The sequence below is a fragment of the Guptibacillus hwajinpoensis genome, assembly GCF_020524165.1.
GTDB classification, from domain to species: Bacteria; Bacillota; Bacilli; order Bacillales; family Guptibacillaceae; genus Guptibacillus; species Guptibacillus hwajinpoensis_D.
Genome location: NZ_JAIVKU010000005.1, coordinates 149,171 through 170,494 on the forward strand (window position 1 = coordinate 149,171; position 21,324 = coordinate 170,494).

The 21,324-nt window shown below is 41.8% G+C and carries 11 protein-coding genes; 1 reads left to right on the forward strand and 10 read right to left on the reverse strand.

The genetic code is table 11. The annotated features are described in order from the left end of the window. Positions 1-42 precede the first annotated feature (42 nt). Both LC090_RS13760 and LC090_RS13765 read right to left on the reverse strand, forming a co-directional pair. Entirely contained in the window at positions 43-2,901 is a 2,859-nt protein-coding gene (locus LC090_RS13760) for an EAL domain-containing protein (RefSeq protein WP_226658606.1), read from the reverse strand. Between the two features lie 187 nt (positions 2,902-3,088). Beyond that, on the reverse strand, positions 3,089-3,439 hold the full coding sequence (locus LC090_RS13765; protein ID WP_226658607.1) for a YisL family protein: 351 nt from the start codon (positions 3,437-3,439) through the stop codon (positions 3,089-3,091). Between the two features lie 162 nt (positions 3,440-3,601). Between LC090_RS13765 and LC090_RS13770 the strand changes: the two genes are divergently transcribed. Then, positions 3,602-4,798 carry an ornithine--oxo-acid transaminase gene (locus tag LC090_RS13770; RefSeq protein WP_226658608.1) on the forward strand — a complete coding sequence of 399 codons (1,197 nt, stop codon included), beginning with the start codon at positions 3,602-3,604 and terminating at the stop codon, positions 4,796-4,798. Between the two features lie 44 nt (positions 4,799-4,842). On the opposite strand, the gene LC090_RS13775 is transcribed toward LC090_RS13770, so the two are convergent. The 8 genes from LC090_RS13775 to addB all read right to left on the reverse strand — a co-directional run bounded on the left by LC090_RS13775 (position 4,843) and on the right by addB (position 21,229). Then, positions 4,843-6,267, reverse strand: coding sequence for an NAD-dependent succinate-semialdehyde dehydrogenase (locus LC090_RS13775; protein ID WP_226658609.1), 1,425 nt, complete (start codon positions 6,265-6,267; stop codon positions 4,843-4,845). A 69-nt stretch (positions 6,268-6,336) separates the two neighbouring features. Continuing rightward, entirely contained in the window at positions 6,337-7,212 is an 876-nt protein-coding gene (locus tag LC090_RS13780) for a fumarylacetoacetate hydrolase family protein (protein WP_226658610.1), read from the reverse strand. A 164-nt stretch (positions 7,213-7,376) separates the two neighbouring features. Then, the gene (locus LC090_RS13785) at positions 7,377-8,549 is read right to left on the reverse strand and encodes an efflux RND transporter periplasmic adaptor subunit (protein ID WP_226658611.1); all 1,173 of its coding nucleotides are present in this window, start codon (positions 8,547-8,549) and stop codon (positions 7,377-7,379) included. 20 nt (positions 8,550-8,569) lie between these two features. Continuing rightward, positions 8,570-9,220 carry a hypothetical protein gene (locus LC090_RS13790; RefSeq protein ID WP_226658612.1) on the reverse strand — a complete coding sequence of 217 codons (651 nt, stop codon included), beginning with the start codon at positions 9,218-9,220 and terminating at the stop codon, positions 8,570-8,572. Positions 9,221-9,446: 226 nt separating this feature from the next. After that, positions 9,447-12,800 (reverse strand): AAA family ATPase, encoded by a 3,354-nt coding sequence (locus LC090_RS13795; protein ID WP_226658613.1) that lies wholly within the window; start codon positions 12,798-12,800, stop codon positions 9,447-9,449. A gap of 15 nt (positions 12,801-12,815) precedes the next feature. Then, positions 12,816-13,976: an exonuclease SbcCD subunit D gene (locus LC090_RS13800; RefSeq protein ID WP_226658614.1), complete on the reverse strand. Its 1,161-nt coding sequence runs from the start codon at positions 13,974-13,976 to the stop codon at positions 12,816-12,818. 64 nt (positions 13,977-14,040) lie between these two features. Continuing rightward, complete coding sequence (gene addA, locus LC090_RS13805) at positions 14,041-17,751, reverse strand: helicase-exonuclease AddAB subunit AddA (RefSeq protein ID WP_369522756.1); 3,711 nt, start codon at positions 17,749-17,751, stop codon at positions 14,041-14,043. Continuing rightward, on the reverse strand, positions 17,738-21,229 hold the full coding sequence (addB, locus tag LC090_RS13810) for a helicase-exonuclease AddAB subunit AddB (RefSeq protein ID WP_226658615.1): 3,492 nt from the start codon (positions 21,227-21,229) through the stop codon (positions 17,738-17,740). Before addB ends, addA begins: the two co-directional genes overlap by 14 nt. Between the last annotated feature and the right edge of the window lie 95 nt (positions 21,230-21,324).

The window sequence follows — 21,324 nt, forward strand, 5'->3', positions numbered from 1 at the left end:
GCCAAGAAATAACAAAAAAAATCGACCACATGGGCCGATCCGCTAAGTTGCTAATGGGAATCGTTTTGATAGAAGAAGTTTTTCAAAACGATCCTTATTTAATGGTTTACTATAAAAAAATCCTTGGGCAAAATTACAGCCAAAGCTCCGAATAATGTCACCCTGCTCTTTCGTTTCAATGCCTTCTGCGACGATTGATAAATTCAATCCCTCACACATCGTAATAACTGCTTTAACAATGGCAGCATCAGCATTATTTTCTTGAAGGTTTCGAATGAAGGACTGATCGATTTTCAAAATATCAAGAGGAAAATCCTTCAAGTAGCTAAGTGAAGAATAGCCTGTACCAAAATCGTCAATCGATACTTTAATACCCATGCCACGCAGTTCATTTAACATTGAAATACTATAATCCGTATTTACGAGTGTTGTGCTTTCTGTTACTTCAAGATGGAGCGAATGAGGCGAAAGACCTGATGCTCGTAATGCTTCACGAACAGAGCCGACGAATTCCTCACTCTGAAACTGTCGTCCTGATACGTTAACGCTAATGGATAAATCATCATATCCTAGCGCCTGCCACCTACTCGTTTGCATGCACGCTTCATTTAAAACCCATATGCCTATTTCTTCAATCAAACCTGTTTCTTCCGCGAGGGGAATAAATTGAGCTGGTGAAACGAGACCAAGCTTCGGATGATTCCAGCGTATCAACGCTTCACACGCGTAAATCTTTTTTTCATCAAGATTTACTTGCGGCTGATAGTATAATGTAAGCTCTTCCTTTTCAAGAGCTCTTCTTAAATAACTTTCTAGCTCTAAACGTTCAAAAGCTTCATCTGTCATTTCATCCGTATAAAACTCAATATAGTTTGCACCTTGTTGCTTCGCACGATCTAATGCAATATAAGCATTTTTCATGAGCGTATCGAGATCCTGACCATCGAGTGGAAACAGACTTATTCCGATGCCAACCGTCATAAAATATTCCACATCATCAAAAAGAATCGGCTGTTTTAAATGTTCCACGACACGTCTTGCCAGCATCAAAGCATCTTTTTCACATATAAGCCCTGGAAGAAGAACAGTAAATTCGTCTCCACCAAATCGTGCAAGCACCGCATCATCTTTAATCGCTTCTTTAATACGGCTGGTCACCTGCTTCAGGATTTGGTCTCCCCGTTGATGTCCCAAACTATCATTAATTAATTTAAACCGATCAAGGTCAATAAACATAACGGCTAGTTTTTCTTCTGTATTTTTTAAAGATTCATTTAATAATTTTTCAAACAACAGGCGATTGGGTAGTTCTGTAAGTACATCATAATACGCAAGATGAGCAATTTTCTCCTCAGCTCTCCGCTGATTCATGATGCTTTTAGCAACCCCGTATGCTCCTGTAATTTCTCCGTTCACGAGGATCGGGATATTTGTGATGGTGAATAACACATCTACACCAGACTTATGAACAAGATGCGCTTCATAAGTTTGAGCCATCCCCTGGAATGTTTGATAAAACTTCTCTCTTGTCATTTGCACATCTTTAGAAGAGACAAACTGTAGGGAATGTTTACTCATTACTTCTTCGGACGAATAACCTAGCAATGATTTTAATGCAGGGTTAACACTCGTAATTTTACCGTATACATCAACCGAGTAAACGAGATTCGGATTTTGTTCAAACAGTGATTTAAAACGCTGCTCTGACTGCTGTAGATTGGTGTTTAACGTCTCTAATTCTTCTGTAGAAGCTTTAATTAAATGTGATAGTGCCATTAAACCATCCAAGTCATTCATCTCCTGATTGTGTAATGGTAGATGCCTTACAGCTTGTTGTTTAGCATCCCTTTCGTTGAAGTGCGCAAATACCATATGATTCTCATCATAATGAAACGCGGTGCCATCTGAATAGTATTCAGATTTAAGCCTAACAGAAGTGAGCGTGCCTTTATTCTCAAGGCGATCAAAATAGCGAACAAGTTCGTTAATAAAAGGGTTAGGAAGAGGTGCAGCCGAAAAAGAAAAGAGACTTTCTAAGCCAATGTTCTCAACATTTTGTTTCATACGCTCATAAGAGTCTACCATTTGCGTGGCATCCCCATAAGAAAATTGCACCTTCGACCCATGAGTAAGAACTGCGTTTATTGTTACAGAACCGTCTCGATGCTTCTCTAGTACGGAGATCGGCTTTTCTTTTCCATTCAATAAGTGAAGCAACGGAACATGAGTTGATGATTCCGGGAGACGTTTAGCCACATCGTCGCCTAAATATTTCTCATAGAATGCAACTGCACTCATCCCCTCTATTTCAAAAAGGCGAGATCCCAGCACTTTTGTGACTTCAAACGTTCTTCCTGCTGGCCTCCAAAAGGTTTCCCTATAAACATGCGCCTGTATGTCCAGCCCACTAATACGAACGCCTACAATTCCCTCCAAAAGAAGTTGGTGACCGGCCACTACGAAGGAACTGTGATTCTTTTCAGTAGCTTTCCCACCAATAAAGGGGGTTGATTTCATGAGTGTAAAAACAGCCTCATCCTCGATCCCACTATTAAAAAGAATGATAAGCTCATTAGGATGCTCGACAAATGGTTTATCCAATTCGGATCCTTCGATCACAAATGGCTTCACTTCTGTATGTTGAAATGTTGTGAAAGAAACGACAATACCTTCCGATACAGAGTTATTCTCGAAAAACGCACCTTCTGCTGTTGTTCCGATTAGGACGGCATGAGGTAAAAGATTTGATATTTCCTGTGCAATACGAGCCGCAAGTTCTTTGTCATCCGACAAGCAAAATAACTGAACGAGTACAGCATGCGCCTGAAACAATTTCGAATGATTCATCATATATTCGCGCAGGTTTTCTTCGTGAGAGACCTTGACTGAAAATGTTCTCAAGCTTGACACACCTCATCCTTCAATGCCTTTAATTCGAAAGTTTTTATTATGTCTATCATATCAAAAACTAAAATAGACGAATACATCTATACCAGAAATATGCCAATCGACCCTACTTCCTATATCGGCATAAACAAATCAAACGTTTAACAGAAAAAACCACCTGATTAGAGGTGGGTTTTAGGACTTATAGCTGATAAAGATGCAGTACAGAATACCCATAAAAAATGACAAGGAGAAAAGCAAACATAAATTGTAGCCAAAATGGCCATATGGTTTTCTCTTTTTTTCCCCTAACAAGAATCATTTCCATTGAAAAAATGAGCCATAGTGCAACAACACCTTTGACAATCGACGGTCCCCAAAATTGATATCCCACGACAAGGAACATGCCAGTAATTACCGTCAAAATATAAAATAAACGAAGAACCATATGAACTCTATTTTGCGCCTTACCTTTCCCAGCTCTCATGAAATAGTAGCTTACAAGAAAAAGAATAAGTGTTAACCCCCAAGCAGTATAGTGGGCATGAAGCATGCAAGATCTCTCCTTTTATCACAGTCTCTCTTAAATCATATCATGAAAACGCGTTCCAAGTATTTTGGAACATCCTTCCTAATTTTCCTTAAATGATAGGAAGGAAACGATTTCATTGTTATACTAGTATGGAAGACTAAAAGAATGGGAGTGAACGGTAATATGGTACAAACAAAAGACATTATTGAAATGACGGAGCAATACGGTGCGCACAATTATCATCCACTGCCAATCGTTATTGCAGAAGCTGAGGGTGTTTGGGTAAAAGATCCTGAAGGCAATCGTTACATGGATATGCTTAGCGCATATTCTGCGGTCAATCAGGGCCATAGGCATCCGAAAATCATTCAAGCTTTAAAGGATCAGGCTGATCGCGTGACATTAACTTCTCGCGCCTTCCATAATGACCAGCTGGCTCCTTTTTACCGAAAAGTTTCTGAATTTACAAACAAAGAAATGATTCTGCCGATGAATACCGGGGCAGAGGCAGTTGAAACTGCTGTAAAAGCGATGCGTCGTTGGGCTTATGAAGTGAAAGGCGTAGAAAAGGATAAAGCCGAAATTATTGCCTGTGAAGGGAATTTCCACGGTCGTACAATGACAGCTGTCTCTCTCTCTTCTGAAGAGGAGTACCAGCGAGGATTTGGACCGATGCTTCCAGGAATTAAATTGATTCCATATGGTGATCTTGATGCATTGAAAAAAGCCATCACGCCAAATACAGCCGGCTTCTTATTTGAACCCATTCAGGGTGAAGCTGGTATTAACATTCCTCCTGAAGGATTCCTTAAAGAAGCTTATGACTATTGTAAAGAACAACGCGTTCTTTTCGTTGCCGATGAAATTCAAGCTGGGCTCTGTCGATCAGGTAAACGCTTCGCATGTGATTGGGATAACGTTGAACCTGATATGTACATTCTTGGTAAGGCACTTGGTGGTGGCGTATTTCCAATTTCGTGTGTAGCGGCTAACGAAGAAGTGCTTGGCGTATTTACTCCCGGCTCACATGGCTCTACGTTTGGAGGAAACCCACTAGCATGCGCCGTATCGGTGGCATCTTTAGAAGTTCTTGAAGATGAAAAACTAGCTGATCGCTCTCTTAAACTCGGAAACTACTTTCAGGAAAAGTTAAAAGAAATCAACAATCCTGTTATTAAGGAAGTGCGCGGACGCGGCCTATTTATTGGAGTTGAACTTCATGAAGCGGCTCGTCCATATTGTGAGAAGCTAAAGGAAAAAGGCTTACTATGTAAAGAAACGCACGAAACCGTCATTCGCTTTGCACCTCCACTTATTATCAGTGAAGAGGACTTAAATTGGGCGATAGAACAAATTACAGAAGTCTTATCAGTGCACTAGAAGATAGAAAAAAACCTCGCTATATAGCGAGGTTTTCTTCTATTCTATAATCCGATGGAAACATATTTAGTTTCTAGGTATGCTTCAATTCCTTCATGACCGCCTTCGCGACCAAGACCGCTCTGCTTCATCCCACCAAATGGGGCCTGTGCAGCTGAAGGAACTCCGTCATTCCACCCAACAATTCCATAGTCTAGACCATTAACGACATGGTTTCCTCTTCGAACACTTTCACTAAATACGTATGCTGCAAGTCCAAACGGTGTTTGGTTCGCAAACTTGATGGCTTCATCATCTGTTGTCACTTTCTGAATTGGAGCTACCGGTCCAAACGTTTCTTCATTCATAATCAACATACCCGGCGTCACATCTTTCAAAATAGTAGGGCGGTAGAAGTAGGATCCGTTTTCTTCATACCCTTCTCCTCCAACCACGCACTCTGCTCCCTGGCTAAGCGCATTTTGCACATGCTTTTCTACCTTCTCATAGCCATCTTTATCAATCATCGGACCAATGTCTGTCCCTTTTTCTAATCCGTTACCAACTTTAAGATCTTTCGTCTTATCAGCGAACTTTGAAATAAATTCATCATAAATCTTCTCTTGCACATAAATGCGATTCCCGCAAATACACGTTTGACCGCCATTTCGGAACTTAGATGCAATAACGCCGTCAACTGCCTTGTCGATATCGGCATCGTCAAGAACGATAATCGGGGCATGTCCACCAAGCTCAAGTGAAATGTTTTTCACCGTTTCAGCTGCCTGCTCCATTAATTTCTTGCCCACTTCCGTTGAACCTGTAAATGTGATTTTGCGAACGTGTGGGTTACTCATCAGTTCGCCCGCTACCTCTGATGATTTACCCGTAACGAGATTAACAACGCCCTTCGGTATGCCTGCTTCCTCACAAAGCTCTACAAGACGTACAGCCGTTAGAGGCGTTGCGGACGGCGGCTTCACGACAAACGTACATCCTGCTGCTAAAGCCGGGGCAAGTTTCCGCGCAATCATGGCTGCTGGGAAGTTCCACGGTGTGATTGCACCAACAACCCCAACCGGCTGCTTACGTACTTCCATCATACGCTCCTCTTTGTGAGGTGGAATCGTACGTCCATACACACGCTTACCTTCTTCTGCAAACCATTCAACGAAAGAAGCAGAGTACGCGACTTCTCCTTTTGATTCATGAAGCGGTTTTCCCATTTCAAGCGTCATGAGTTCAGCTAGTTCATCTTCGTGATCCATCATAAGGCCATGAAGTTTCTTTAAGTATGAAGACCGCTCATAGGCGGTGAGGCTTGACCACTCCGGGAATGCTTGATGCGCAGCGTCAATTGCCTTCTTCGTTTCCGATTTCCCTCCTACCGGAACAGTACCAACGAGTTCTCCAGTTGCAGGGTTGTTCACTTCAAGCTTTTCAAGATCCTGACCTGTCCATTCACCATTAATGTAATGAAACTTTTCCATTCGCTATTCCTCCTAATCGGTTCTCTGGATAACAATTCCTTTTTTGAGAATGATTTAAACACGAGAACGTTATCTTTTTCTTATTTCATTACGTAAAGTCCCAATTCCTTCTATGTTTATTTCAATCACGTCCCCGTCCATAAGATAGTTAGGCGGATTGAACCCTTTTCCAACTCCCGCTGGTGTCCCGGTTGCAATAATATCACCAGGCTCTAACGTCATGCCTTTGGAGAGAACATGGATTAGCTCAGGAATCGTGAAAATAAAATTGGATGTGTTCCCGTTTTGTCTTACTTCTCCATTTACTTTCGTCACGATTGTTAGTGCATGTGGGTCAGGAACCGCTGAGGTATGTAACACAACTGGACCCATTGGACAAGAATCATCCAGACTTTTCCCTATAAAAAACTGACCATGTTTTTTTTGAAGATCCCGTGCTGTTAGATCATTGATGATTGTATAGCCAAACACATAATCCATCGCATCATCCATTTTTATTCCTTTGCCTTTCTTACCAATCACAACAGCCAGCTCACCTTCGTAATCAAGCGTTTCAGATAACTCATTATCAAACGTTAGAACGCGATTAGGTGCAGAGACCGTTGTTGGTGCTTTCGTGAAAATCATCGGGTGTAACGGGATATCTTTCTCGCTACCCATTTCAATCGCATGATCTCGATAATTTTTTCCAACACAGAAAATGTTTTTAGCTGGTCTCGTAATAGGAGCTAGGATCTGTATACCATCAACTGAAAGATGATATCGAGATGAAAGGTCATCAAACTGATCAAAAGAAGGTGTACCGCGTTGAATAAACGTTTGTAGATCTGGTATGTCTATCCCCTGATCAAGGTAATAGTCTTTTAAGTTTATAATCTGCTGATTCTCTTCATCAAAAATCCCAAACCCAGATTCTTCGTTAACTTGAAATGAAACAAATTTCATAAAACCAATCACTCCTTCTTTGCAAATAGAAATAGAGTTATTCTCATTAAACCTATTATGACATGAATGGAGTTTTATTTTCACGAATATTTCGTTAATAAAGTGACAATTGGATACACAATTACATACAAAAAAAGACCTGTATGGTAACAGGTCTTTTTCTCTCATCCTTTGCTTTCCTTATCTGGAGTAGGCTTCTGATCTTCTTCTGTTTCTTTCTCCTGATCTTTTTTCTCAGAAAGCAATTCTGTAAAAGCTTCTCTAGGTTCAGTTAAAACTTTTTCCTTTAGGTTAAGACCTGAAAGGATTTCAACGCGACCATCTTCGATTCGTCCTTGCTCTATCTTTCGTAAATGAATTTCACCTTTTTCGAAAACAACCACATAACTCTTATCGTCCTTTTCAATGATGCTTTCTTCAGGTACAGACGGTGCATTGGTATTTTGGTGGAGAGGAACGTCAATGACTACGTGCGTTCCAGCCTTCATCTCACTATCTTCACTTAAAATGACGTTAAAGTGATACATACTAAAACCGGTGTCTTCTTCTACTTCGTAGGGACGATCTTCGAGGATCGTAATTCGCCCTTTGGCGGGTTGTCCCGGATAAGCAGCAGAACGAATAATGACTTCCTGATCTACTGATAGTGTAGGATAGTCTACTTCATTAACAGCACCTTGTACGGTTAAGTCATTCGATAATACTTTTACCACGGCTTCTCCATCTTCAGGCGTTCGATTCACTTCCTCTACCACACCATTAAACGTGGCATCAACGGAAGTCTCAGCTTTATTCGTATCAGCTTCGGCAATTTGTCGCTCCAACTCTTTTACGTCAAGCTCAGCTAGCCTTTTCTTATACTCGGTATCTCTTATTTGCTCTTCGACATCAAGCTGCAATTGAAGCTTTTGATCATCTTCAAGATCTTCATTCGATTCAATGCGCGACGACTGAACTGCAAGAGCACTAAGCTGATCATCAAGTACGGAAACGGCTGTCTCTGCCTTATTCAGCTGTGCGTTCAAATCTGATACATCAACAGCTTCACTTTCTTCATATTCAAAAAGCGAAGTTCCTGTTGAAACATCATCTCCTTCATTCACAAGAACATCTGACAGATTTCCCCGTGAAGCCTGATAAAAATAAGACTCCTCTAGTTCTGGAATAAGAACTCCTTCAAACGTCACAAGTTCCTCATATGTCTTTCCTTTTACAGTAATTGTTTCAAGCTTCTTTTCACCTGCAATGACACTCTGAATGATCAAAGTGTTGACAGTAATAAAAAGAAGCAGGATAAGTGCAACGCTAATACTAATCCAAAGTGACTTACGATTCACGGTTTGACCCTCCACCTTTTTCAAAATGCCGTCCTCATATAAGCAGCGAGCGCGGCAATGAATAGATTCAATGTGACCGTCCAAAAAGTGACATACCCTCGCGATACCGATGAGCTTTGTCTAATTGCCGCATACTGAACAAACGTCCCCCAGGCTAAAAAGAGCGATAGACTATAGCTGAAATACAACCAGAATGGGATATTTGTTACTAAATCAACGTATACACCCAGGCTATAAGGAGAAACGAGCGACGGCTCATGAAGAAATGGAATAAACGGCAATTGAAGGACCATACCGATTAACAGAATAAAGACAACATAGCTATGTATGTAGGCAAGCCTTTTAAAGCCAACTTGCTGAAAAAATGGCCAGTACAGGAGCGCTCCTCCTAACACAATGGCAAACAATGTTATGACGCCAAGCAAGCCATCTGTGATCACTTCACTTAAGACAAAAAGCAAGCGGTCTTCGGATGCAACCCCCGTATATTCCGGCATCTGACCAGCATATTTGATGTTCAGAAACGATGTAATTCCGACAATTAGAAACGAAAAAATGGCAAGTAAAATGACGCGCCACCACGAACCTTTCAACCGATAAGCGGATTGAAGCGGCCGAAAATGTGAAAAAGGTTTAAAACTTCCTAAAACTAGTCTCATAGAATGCGACATCCATGTTCCTCCTATGTAAATTACCTCAACTACTATTCATATTTTTACATAAACTCTCGTATTTTGACAGTATCTTTCAAGAAAAAAAGAGAAAACATATCCTTTCAGATCGTTTTCTCTTTATTAATTGACATAAAGCCAAACCTAGCTTTGCCTAATACGGTTACGGGAAAGGCGTGAATCTTTTATTGGCTAATCAGAACCATTCTTGTATCCAGACGATGCGTTACAATGTTTCGAGTTCAATTCGACTGCCCCGTCCTGATGGTTCAGAAGGGGAAACAATCACTTTTCTCGGAAGCCTTGCCCTTAGTTCTGGAACGTGGCTAATCACACCTACAGATAAACTCTCATTCTGTAACTTTTCAAGTGCCGTAATCACCGTGTCTAACAAAGATTCGTCAAGGGTCCCAAATCCTTCATCGAGGAAGAAAAATTGTAGTGGATGCGCTCCTCTTAGTTGAATTTGACCCGAGAGAGCAAGTGCGAGCGCAAGAGAAGTTAAAAACGTTTCGCCACCAGATAAGGTCGAAACAGGTCGCTTCACGCCGCCGTTCGCATCATCACGGATGAGAAATCCTCCACCAGAGTCAACCTCAATGGCATATCTCTGTGACGTAAGGTCGCCGAGTTTTTGTGAGGCATCGAGGCTAACTTGTTCCAGCTGCTCCGAAGCAATAAACTCAACAAAACTATTTCCTCGGAAAACGGTTTGAAGCTTACCGAGCTTTTCGAGTTCTTCACTGACAGATTTACGAACCGCCTCGAGTTCCATGTATCGTTCATGCCTCTTCGTCACATCTTCGAGATGATGTTGCGCAGCCGCAAACCGAGAGAGCGTTTCTTCCCGTACACGACCTGCCTGTTCCGCCTGGTTGATTGTTTCTTTATAAGAGTCTTCTGAAATCGCTCTTCCAGCAAGCTTTTCGTTAACCTCATTGATCGAATGCGCTGTTTGATTCCATTCCTTTCGATACGTTTCCACACGCTTTTCCCAGCTGATCTTCTGTTCTTGTGATACTTCAGCATGACGGATTTGAGAGCGATTTTCAAAGATAGAAGCTGCTTCAGCCGCTTCATACGTTTCAACTGCTTTCTTTAACCGAAGTTGTGCATCGTTATTATAGTTTTCATCAGCAGCAGCACGTCTTTCAGCTTGCTGGTACTGTTCTTCAGATTGCTGGAATTGCTCGAGCGCACTTTTTTCAGCCTGACGAAGGGCATTGAGGTGCTCTTTCACCTGTGATAACCCTTCCTTAGCCGTTGTGAATCCTACGAGAGTTGTATACTCCGCCTTTGCTTTACTGATTTGTTCAGAAAGCTGCTGAATGGCGCTTGTTAACTCTACCTTTCGAACAGAATGCTGCTGCATCTTTTCTTGAAGCTCCTGAACATGTTGCTCCTTCGCTTCAATGTAGGGACCACTTTTCGCAAGCCTGTCACGAATCACGTTTGCTTGTTGATCCATTTTTTCAATGTGAACCATTTCTGCTTCAATTTGTTGAACAGACAGAGAAATTTCCTTCTGAATCGTTTCCTCTATCGAAGCCATTTCTTTCCTTAGGATCATTCGTTTCTCATTCTTTGAATCGAGATCCTTCTGAATTTGCGCCAGTTGATAAGCATACTCTGAAGCTTTTGACTGCTTCTCTTGAATGTTTTTCCCTGTATGTTTGATTTTCTCTTCTAATTCTCGAACGTCTTGAGCAAGAGACTTCATCTCTGTCATCAATTCTTCTGCTGAAAAGTTGCGTTTCACTTCGTCCATGTCATCCTTCTGAACATGAGTCAACCCTTCTTGTTGTGCTGTCATCGTATCAGACGTTTGTTCTAACTGATACTGAAGCTGGTTCGCCGATTGAAACAGATCTTTTAACGTTTCACGCGTTTGTTCCTTTTGATGCAAAAGTTCATTGATCTCTTCTGTTTGATCTTCACCATCCGCTAGATCGACGTGTTCTGTTGCACCACAAACCGGGCAAGCGTCACCATCTTCTAACCTTTTTGCAAGACGAATGGCAATGGCATGCGTTCGGCTTTCTTCTAATTTACGCTGCCCTTGCTCGATTTCCTCTTGAACTGTTCGAATATGCTGTTCGAGCGTTAGTTTATGGGACGATACAGCATGGTAAGTTGAAAGCACAGCTTGATAGTAACCTCTATAGCGCTCTCTCATTTGATTTAAATTTTTTCCCAATTCCTCATTAAGAGGCTGAAGTCGCTTTTGTTCGCTAACTTGTTTCTCTTCTTCCTCACGAGCCGTTTCAAGCTGTTTATTAAGCGACTGAAACTCCTGCTTCAAGCTTTGAGCTCTTCCCATTTTCTTTCGCTTCTCTGGTGTCACCTGGAGACTAGTGAGTTCTTCATTTAAATCAGACTGAAGCATGCGCGCCTTTTTTAAATCCTGCTGGGCTTTCGCTGTTTCTTCTTCAACCACCTTCGCTTCTTTGTCATGCGATGAAGACTGCTCTTCACGGTCTTTTAACTGACTTGTAACCTGTTTGATTTCGTTTTCAAGCGCTAATCCTCGCTCAAGGTCATTGAGTTGTTTAATAAGGAGCGGCTCTTGCTCCTCTTTCTTCATTCGTTCATCCTCGTAGGTTTTTTTCGATGATTGGTACAAGGATTTCATATCATTTAGAACACGTTTCGTCTCTTCAAAACGAAGCTTCGCATCTTGAACTTCTTTCTCCGTCGCTTCAACTGCATCGAGATAGGGTTTTATTTGAGCAGCCGCTGCTGCTTGTGTCATCTTTTCTTCTAATGCATTGATTTCATCCTTCCCCTCCGCAAGCATGGTTTGCTTCGTTTGAAGATCAGCAAGCTGTTGTTGAAGATTCCAGATTTCGATCACGTGTTCTTTTTGCTTTTCAGCTAAAAGAAGCTCTTCTTTTGCTTTTTGAGCTGCTTTATCCGCTGTGTTCACGGCTTCCTTCGCTTCTTTCAGAAATTCGTTTGACGCATCACCGAGGCCTGTCTGCTCCGCGGTAACTTCATTTAATTGATGCTTTTTCTCATCAACTCTAGATCTTAGGCGTCGATTAAATTGATCGCCATATTTTTCAAGCTGAAAGAGACGCTGAAGCATCTGCCTTCTTTCCGTTCCTTTTAACGATAAGAACTCGGCAAATTTACCTTGAGGTAGAACAACAGCACGAGTAAAGTCATCAATCGTTAGGCCGAGAATGTCCTGAATTTTTTGTGAAACGTCCCGGTCTTTATCCGCGAGAACTGTATTCTCTTCTCCTATTTCAATTAGACGAGAATTAGCAGAGCGAATCGATACATCGCCCGATCTCTTGTACGTGCGCTCAACCCGGTATCGCAAGTCGCTCAGTGCGAACGTAAAAGAGACAGACAGCGTATCTTCCGCATGGTTCATAATCCCCTGCGTGTTATTTGTTGCTCGCTCCACTTTCCCATAAAGAGCGAGAGTCATCGCATCAAGTAGAGACGATTTCCCACTACCTGTTGGACCAAAAATACCAAAGATTCCTCCCTGGCAAAGCGTTTCAAAGTCTATTTCTTGCTTTTCACGAAAACTATGTAGTCCTGAAACAGACAAAGTGATCGGTCTCATTTTCTCACTCCTTTCCTACTCCTCTTCTTCTCCCTGTGATAAATCTAGAAAAAGCTGTACAAGCTCATCATCTGGTTCAGCACCGTCCGTTTGCTTTTCATAAAAGCGTTTAAAAAGTTCTTCTATTGGTAGATTGGCATTTGATACCTCTCGCTGCTCTTCTTTCTTTTTAAACACAGGTCTTATATGTATAAAGCCTTTATGTTGACTGCGAAGGCGGTGAATTTCCTCAATGGAAAGCGTATCACTTAAATGAACTTCAAGATCGATCCACGCATCCTGATCTTTTCCTTCTTCAAGCCATGTGTATACTTGTTCAATTCCCTTTTCCGCGATCCAACGCACGAGCGGTTTACCGGATTGCAATGGAATTTCACGAATATGAGCAAGTCCTTTCGGCTCTAAATCAATGATGGTCACTGATTTGGCTTGATTCGCCTCTGAAAAGCTATATGCAAGTGGCGAGCCTGAATAGCGAGCAAGAGCAGAACCCTTCGTAATTGTCTGAGGACGGTGTAAATGTCCGAGCGCTACGTATTGCGCCTGTTCAGGTAATGAATTGGCTGAAACTGTATAAGCTCCACCAACTTGAATGGGCCTTTCTGAATCACTTTCACGGCTTCCGGCAACATAAATATGACTCATTGCAATATGAACCGCATCTTCTCTGCCGGCCTCCGCTAAATCGCTAAACAGCTTTTTCACGCGATCGTCATAAGCAAGCTGCAGCGCATCTTCTTCCTGACCTTCTGTTAAGCATTCGTTTAAACGTGATTCCGATGGATAAGGAAGAGCTGCGATGGAAAGATTTTGTCCATTTCGAACCGTTACGTCAACTGGTTCTGTCGTCGGAAATCCAATAATCGTAATGCCACTTGTATGAGCAAGTGGACGTGCTGCCGATAAACGTTCTGGATTATCATGATTTCCTGAAATAATAATAAGCGGCCGCTCACCACGGCTTGTTAGTTTCACAGCTGCGTCATAAAAAAGGGTTTCTGCTGCTGCCGGTGGATTGACCGTATCAAACACGTCACCAGCCATTAAAATGGCGTCTACATTTTCTTCATCTGCAATGTTTTGCAGCTCCTCCAGAAATTCACGCTGTTCAGGAAGACGGCTTCGGCCTTCTAACGTTTTGCCGAGATGCCAGTCAGCGGTATGAAGCAATTTCATGTTCCTCACTCCTTATCGTTTAGATCGACTGAATGGAAGAAGCCGGACATTTGCCCGGCTATTTTTAATCGATTAAGAGCGACCTGCCACCATCAAAGAAGAAAAGAATTTTCTCTTTACATGGTAAACCCCAAATCTCATTAATCGCTTTTTCATATAGTTGAAGCTGTGTTGAATAGCGACGTTTCATCGTTTCCATTGCTTGATCCTCTGAAGAAAAACGATTTTCGATAACGTCTGTTTTATAATCGACTAAAATCAATTCTCCATGTTGATTTCGCAAAATACAGTCAATAACCCCTTGCAGTACAACGGTTTCGTCATCTCCTTGAAAGTCAGGATAAATCCATTTTGAATCGACACCTAGACTAAAAGGAACCTCTTTATAAATGTCTATGGCGTTTCTCATCTTTTCGCCAAGCTCCGAATCAATCAACTGTTTAATTTGCTTTACATCAATGGCTTGTGCCTGATCACTTGTAAGCAACTCTCTTGTTTCAAGCTTTGCGATTAATTCTTTAATGTCTTTTTCCTCGTACTGTTGGTGTAAATCAATGTGCTGCATGACGATGTGCATGGCAGTTCCACGCTCAGCAGGAGTCAGCTTTTTACTTTGAAGAAAGCGCGGACGCTCCTTTAATGATTGACTAAACCCTTTGACAAGACGGTTGTCACTACGTTCATCCTGGAAAACTTCACGTTGGCGCTTTACTTCCGTTACCGATTGCTTTGATTTTGTTTCAGCAGCTGCCTTGTGTGGATACGTCCAATTCAAACGATCGTTCACGATGTCCTTAAAAACACTTTCTTCAGGAATAGGGTCTTTCCTTTGAAGCAGTTGCTCATATTCCTCGTGTTTCTTCACGTCTTCTGATTCAACTTGAGAAAAATCGGATGCATGATGCAGGGTTAAAGACCATTTTGACGGATGATGAAAAATTTCTTCGTGCTTAGGCACAGGAACGACTCCTTCTATCATAGAGGAAAGATCCTGATGCCTTATAATTGCTGGTCCAATCCAGCTTAAATACGTTTTACTTGTGGAGCGTTCATAATCGGAAAGGAGCCATTCTTCTCCGGGAGCCTCTGCCCAGGAAAGCAACTCTTTCTCCCAATCATTCACCGTACCGACTAAAATCAATTTCTCTTTTGCTCTCGTTAAGGCAACGTACAGCACCCGCATTTCTTCAGCCAATAGCTCAAGCTTCATTCGCTTTTGTAATGTAAAATAAGGCAACGTCGGATAACTAATACGATTGATCGGATCAATGTATTTCGTTGCTAATCCGAACTCCTTATGAAGAAGCATTTGATTAGCCATATCTCTCATATTAAATTGCTTTGCGATACCCGCTACAAAGACGACAGGAAATTCAAGTCCTTTACTTTTATGGATCGTCATAACACGAACGACGTCTTCTTGCTCTCCTAAGGCCCGTGCTGTACCAAGGTCACTTCCTCGCTCTTTCATTCTGTCAATAAAGCGAAGAAAGCGAAACAAGCCCCGGAAAGAAGTTGCTTCATATTGTCTTGCGCGATCATATAAAGCACGCAAATTAGCCTGGCGTTGTAATCCAGCAGGCATTCCGCCAACAAATTCATAATAATTTGTTTCACGATACAGTTGCCAGATTAATTCACTTAAAGATGACTGTCTCGCCTGTTCTCGCCAACGATTAAGATGATCAATAAAGCGTGTAAGCTTCTCTGAAAGCTCATTTGATTCTGTCTCACAATACACCTGTAGAGCAAGATAATAACTTGATTGTTTCTCATTAATTCGAATCAATGCAAGCTCCTCTTCCGATAAGCCAATAATCGGAGAACGCAGGACGGATGCGAGAGGGATATCCTGATAGGGATTATCGATCACGTTCAGAAGACTCATCATTATCGCTACTTCTGTCGCTTCAAAATAGCCTGTTGCAAGGTCTGAATAAGACGGAATACCCGCCTCTTTCAATTCCTCCATCATAACCGGGGCCCAGCTAGAAGTAGCACGCATCAAGATGACCATATCTTTGTACTGAATCGGTCTCATACGATCTTCTTTTCGATCATATATTTTTGTGCGCTCGCTTTCGCTTTTACCCATCATCGATTTAATGTTGGATGCAATCAAACGTGCTTCGAGCTGAACTTTTTCAATCTCTTCTTCCTCGCTAGAGCTTTGATCAATCACATGAACTTCGGGTACAACCGTTTGAGACGGGGGATAATCCGCTCCTGGAATAAGCTCAGCGGCACTATCATAGTTAATTTCACCAACACGCTCATCCATAATTTGTTTAAAAATAAAGTTGGTGCCATTTAACACTTCCTCACGACTTCGAAAGTTTCGCGCAAGATCGATTCGTTTGGAAGGTGACTCGACAGAATGACCAAACGATTTATATTTTTCAAGAAACAATCCGGGCTCAGCCAATCTAAATCGATAAATACTTTGTTTCACATCCCCTACCATGAACCGATTTCCACCGTTTTCAGATGTTCGACTAATCGCATTTAGAATCGTTTCTTGAACGGAGTTTGTATCCTGATATTCATCAATGAGCACTTCAGCAAACTGGGTTTGATATTCTTTCGCTGCACTAGAAGGAATGGGGTTCTCCGGTGTTGATGCGTCATCTAATAGGATGGAGAGACAATAGTGCTCAAGATCGCTATAGTCTACAAGTCCCTTTTCTTTCTTCAGAACTGCATACTTCTCTCTAAATTCATTAACAAGAGAAGCTAACGTTTCAAGAACAGGCGCAAGCTTCTGGATATCCTCGAGGTACTCCTGAGCTCCCCTTTGAAAGAGGTCCTCTTTCATGCTTTGAATGGTCTTCTTAACGCGATCGCGCATTCCCTTTACAGTATCAATGAGCTCCGGATCATATTGATCCCCTTTACAAGGCTTTAAGCGACCAAACGAAACAGATTCAAACGCGGTTTTTAATGCTTCCCATGATTGATTAGAAGCTTGAAGAAGTCCATTCACCATTTCGTGTTCTGCTTCTATTGTTGAAAGATAAGGTTCTGGTCCCCCTGGTGAAGATGAAATCGAAATCGCCTTTTCTTGCACTTCACGCATCCCTTCTAGCTGAAGCACAACATCCTTCTTTAATTCCTCGACCCAAACAAGCTCATCGAAGCTTTTATAGCCAGCATTTTTATATAACGCGACACTATCAAGCAACCACTGTTTTGGCCACGGATGACTTGAAGAGAAATGAAAAAGTCGCTCAACTAGAAGCTGTAGATCCACATCGCTACGATCGCTACTATAGCGGTCCACCAGGTCATAAAAAGCTTCATTTTCTTTCTGGCTATAATGCTCTTCAAAGAGCTCTTCCATCGCTTCTTCACGAAGTAGTGCAGCTTCTGTTTGGTCAGCTACGCGAAAAGCAGGATCAAGATCAATCTCATAATAATAGCGACGAAGAACCTCCATACAAAACGAATGTAAAGTTGAAATAGAAGCACGATTTAACATAGACAGCTGTCTTCTTAAATAGAGCGAAGAAGGGTCTTCTTTCAGTCTTTCTTCAAGGGCTTCCCCGATTCGGTGACGCATTTCAGCTGCTGCCGCATTTGTAAATGTTACAACTAGGATTCGATCAACTTCGGCTGGATCCTTTTCGTCTGCCAGCCTTCTGATGATCCTTTCCACTAAAACAGCGGTTTTTCCCGAACCAGCCGCTGCGGCTACTAACACATCTTGATTTCTTGAAGCAATGGCTTCCCACTGTTCATCGGTCCATCTTGAGCCTTCAGGTTTATTTATCATCATCTGCCTCCTCTCGCATGCGTCTTAAGATCGTTTCATCATCCTGAGCAGCAATAGGACGATACGCATTATCTTCCATTGCCTGATCAAATTGGCAAAATGATCGGTACGAACAGAACGTACATGGTATGCGATCTTTCAATTTATAAGGATCAATTTCAATACGACCATCTGATATTTCAGTTCCGATCGTTTGGATTGTTTTCCTTGTATAGGAACGAAGTGCTTGAAAATCATCCGAAGATAGTACGGATGAATTCTTATAAAAGCTTCCATCTTTTTTTAGTGCAGCTGGAATAATATCGGATTTCTTTGTCTCGATGTCATTGTCCATTAAACTCACTACGTCTTTATCCGCAAGTAAAAGCCCCTTCATCTTAAATTTTCTAAAAAGCTCCTGTTGAATAGCGGCTTGTCCTGGGGCAGATGTTTGGAGCATAGGGTTGTGGACATGAAAATACAGCATACCTGCAGCAGTGGCTTCTCTTCCAAGCCAGACATTTGCATTCGAGATCACCACATCCAAATAAGTCAGCATCTGTAAAGCAAGTCCAAAATACACTTCCGAAAGATCAAGAGAAGTACCGCTGGACTTGTAGTCAATAATACGCAGGAGCAGTTCTTCCCCATTTAATGCCTGATCAACTCGATCAACACGGCCGACAAGTTGGATCTTGACACCGTTTTTTAACGTAAATTCGATAGGGGGAAGCTCTTGGTTGGGACCAAATCCTAATTCAAGGCCAGCTGGTTGAAACCCACTTTTCTTTGCCTGCTGTCCAAGAACGGATGAAGCTCGACCCACTACCTGAGTTAACTTTCTCATGATATAGTGATAACGATTTGAGCTTAATAGAATTTCATTTTGCAACTTTGGTGCAAGCTGTTCCACAATTTGTCCTGAAAGCTCATAGTATTGATTAGACGAAAGTTTCGCCCAGTCCCAATGTCGTTGCTTAATCGTTTCTGCCATCATATTCAACGCCGCGTGGAAAAGCTGTCCAATGTCAGGGGCTTCAAGCTTGAATGTCGCTCGTTCCTTTAACTTGAGACCATGAGAAGCAAATTGAGAGAACGCACAGGATTTATATCTCTCCATCCTAGAAACGCTCGTTTGAATTTGGTTACCATACAGCTTTCTACTGGTTGATTCCGTGAGGCGCTCGGCTTTGTTTCGGTAAAATAAACTATCAATTAACCGAATACGATCTTTCTGAGACGGTGCTTCTATAAACCAATTGTAGGCATCCCACCAGATCGGATCAATTGGATAACCTCGATGCCATTGTCTAAGCTGTCCTGTTAACCGCCCAATGGTTTTAGATGGATTTGTAATAAATGATAGTTCTTCGGTCATCTCTTCACCAGGCTCTGCAAATTTGAGACCAATTTCAAGATCAGGGTACATCTCCTGCAAACGATTCATAACAATGGAAGGTTGAAGTCCCTTGCCCTCTTCGTCGGCAAGTGGACAGCTAACCCATAAAGAGTCAGAAGGAGTAGACAATGAATGGTAGATCAGAAATTCTTCATCTAGCAAACGTCGCTTTAAACCTGGAGCAAGCTGAATTCCCTGTTCTTCTAACTTCTCCCTATCCTGCTCATTTAACAAGCCGTCTTCTTGTATTCTAGCTGGAAGAACCCCTTCATTTACACCTAGTAGAAAACCACATTTCACATCCGTAAATCTCGTCCGATCAATACTTCCGATAACTACCTGATCAAGAGAAGCAGGAACGAGAGCAAATTTCATATTTTCCATACCCGCTTCAAGTAATTTCGTGAATTGTTCCACTGAAAGAGTTTGATTACCAATTAATTCAACCGTTTCATCAAGTAGTGAAATCACCGCATCCCATACCTGATCATGTTCACGTGCTTTTGAAAGCTGTCCCGACATTTCTGCCTGCTCTTTCAAACGATCAATCTTCTCTGCTGCGTGGCAGTTTTCAAGATGATAATAGAGAATTTCGCACATATCTTGAACGGTGGTAGCTTTCTTCATTTTTCGCTCAAATTTCTCAAGCGGGGTTGCAATCCAATCTTTTGTTTCATTCAATCGATCTTCCATTTTTTCGAGTTCATCTGATGTGATGACTTCCTTATCTTCTAGCTGACGATAAATATTGGCTTTAAATCGTTCGCCCGTCTTCCAACGATAGCCTTTAATCCCTTTCGCAATAACGTAGTTTTCGAGCTCATCCATGCGTTCACGGATCGTTTCAAGGCTTTCACCCGTATCGTCAGGAAACAAGAGCTCGGTTTTAACACAACGAAAAACCGATTCATAGCGCCAGTTGTATTGGATAATGTCCAGACTTGAGCGAATCAACTCAATCAGAGGGTGATGAAGCATTGTCCGCTTTTGGTCTGAGAAAATCGGAATCCCATGGTCGCCAAATATCGTTTCTACAAGTTCATAATAAGTGGACATGTTTCGCACCATAATCGAAACATCTCTGTACCGATATCCTTCATCCCGAACAAGTCTGAGCGTTTCACGCGCTGCTGCCTCCACTTCAGAACGTATGTTAACTGCATGATGAACTTGAATATGGCGCAGTTCCCCATGATAAACGACAGGAGGGCGTTCACCATAATTTGCTTCTAAATGAGCCATCTCACTATTTTGATACCGCTTCTGCGTGGTTAGAATAAGAGGTTCCTTGATATCAACGCCGGCTTCATTCGCCATATCCTGAAGCGTTTGATACGTTTTTCCTGGTTCATGAAAAAGATCAAGTTCATGTATGGCTGATGGAATCATCTCCGGGTCCATCGTCAACGTGAACGTGAGCGCTGTTCCTTTTTTCATTAAAGCTTGAATGACCAGTAGTTCTTGAGGGGTAAAACTATGAAAGCCGTCTATCCAAATGGTTGCGTTGGTCAGGTAATCTGATTCCTCAATTTTCTCAGCCAAAAGCGCCAGATAGTCTTCTGAATCGAGATAATGACCAATCATTTTCTTTTGAAAAGCTTCGTAAACAAGATGCAAATCATAAAGTTTATCTTGAAGAAGACTTCGCTCATCTTCTATATAAAAATCATCAGCAAAGCTCTTAATATCGCCTGGTTCAAGGCAATATCGTTTAAATTCTGTTACCATATCATTGAGTTGTTCCACATATCCTGTTTTCTCAGAAGAGCGCTGATAAATTCTTAAATCCGATTTGTTCTCCTCAATAATCTGGCGAAGCATCATGCTGGTGCCTACGCTTGTTAAATGAGGACGAGCCATGCCCCCGGTTTCCTGAAGTACTTTCCACGCGAGTCTTGTAAAACTAAAAACTTGTGCGCGAATCATTCCTTTTAAACCTCTATTATGTACTAATTCATATTCTGATTGAAAAGTCATTTGCTCTGGAACGAGGTAAATCATATCCTGTCCAATCGGTCGCTTGCTTAGTTCATTTTGCATTTCTGTTAAACAATGGTCCGATTTTCCGCTTCCTGATCGACCAATGACAAATTGCACCGTCATTTGTTCTACCTCCTACAACGTAAATTCTTCATCTATTATCTCATGTTTTCGATCAATTGAATAGAAATAAGAAAACACGTTCGCATGCCAAACGA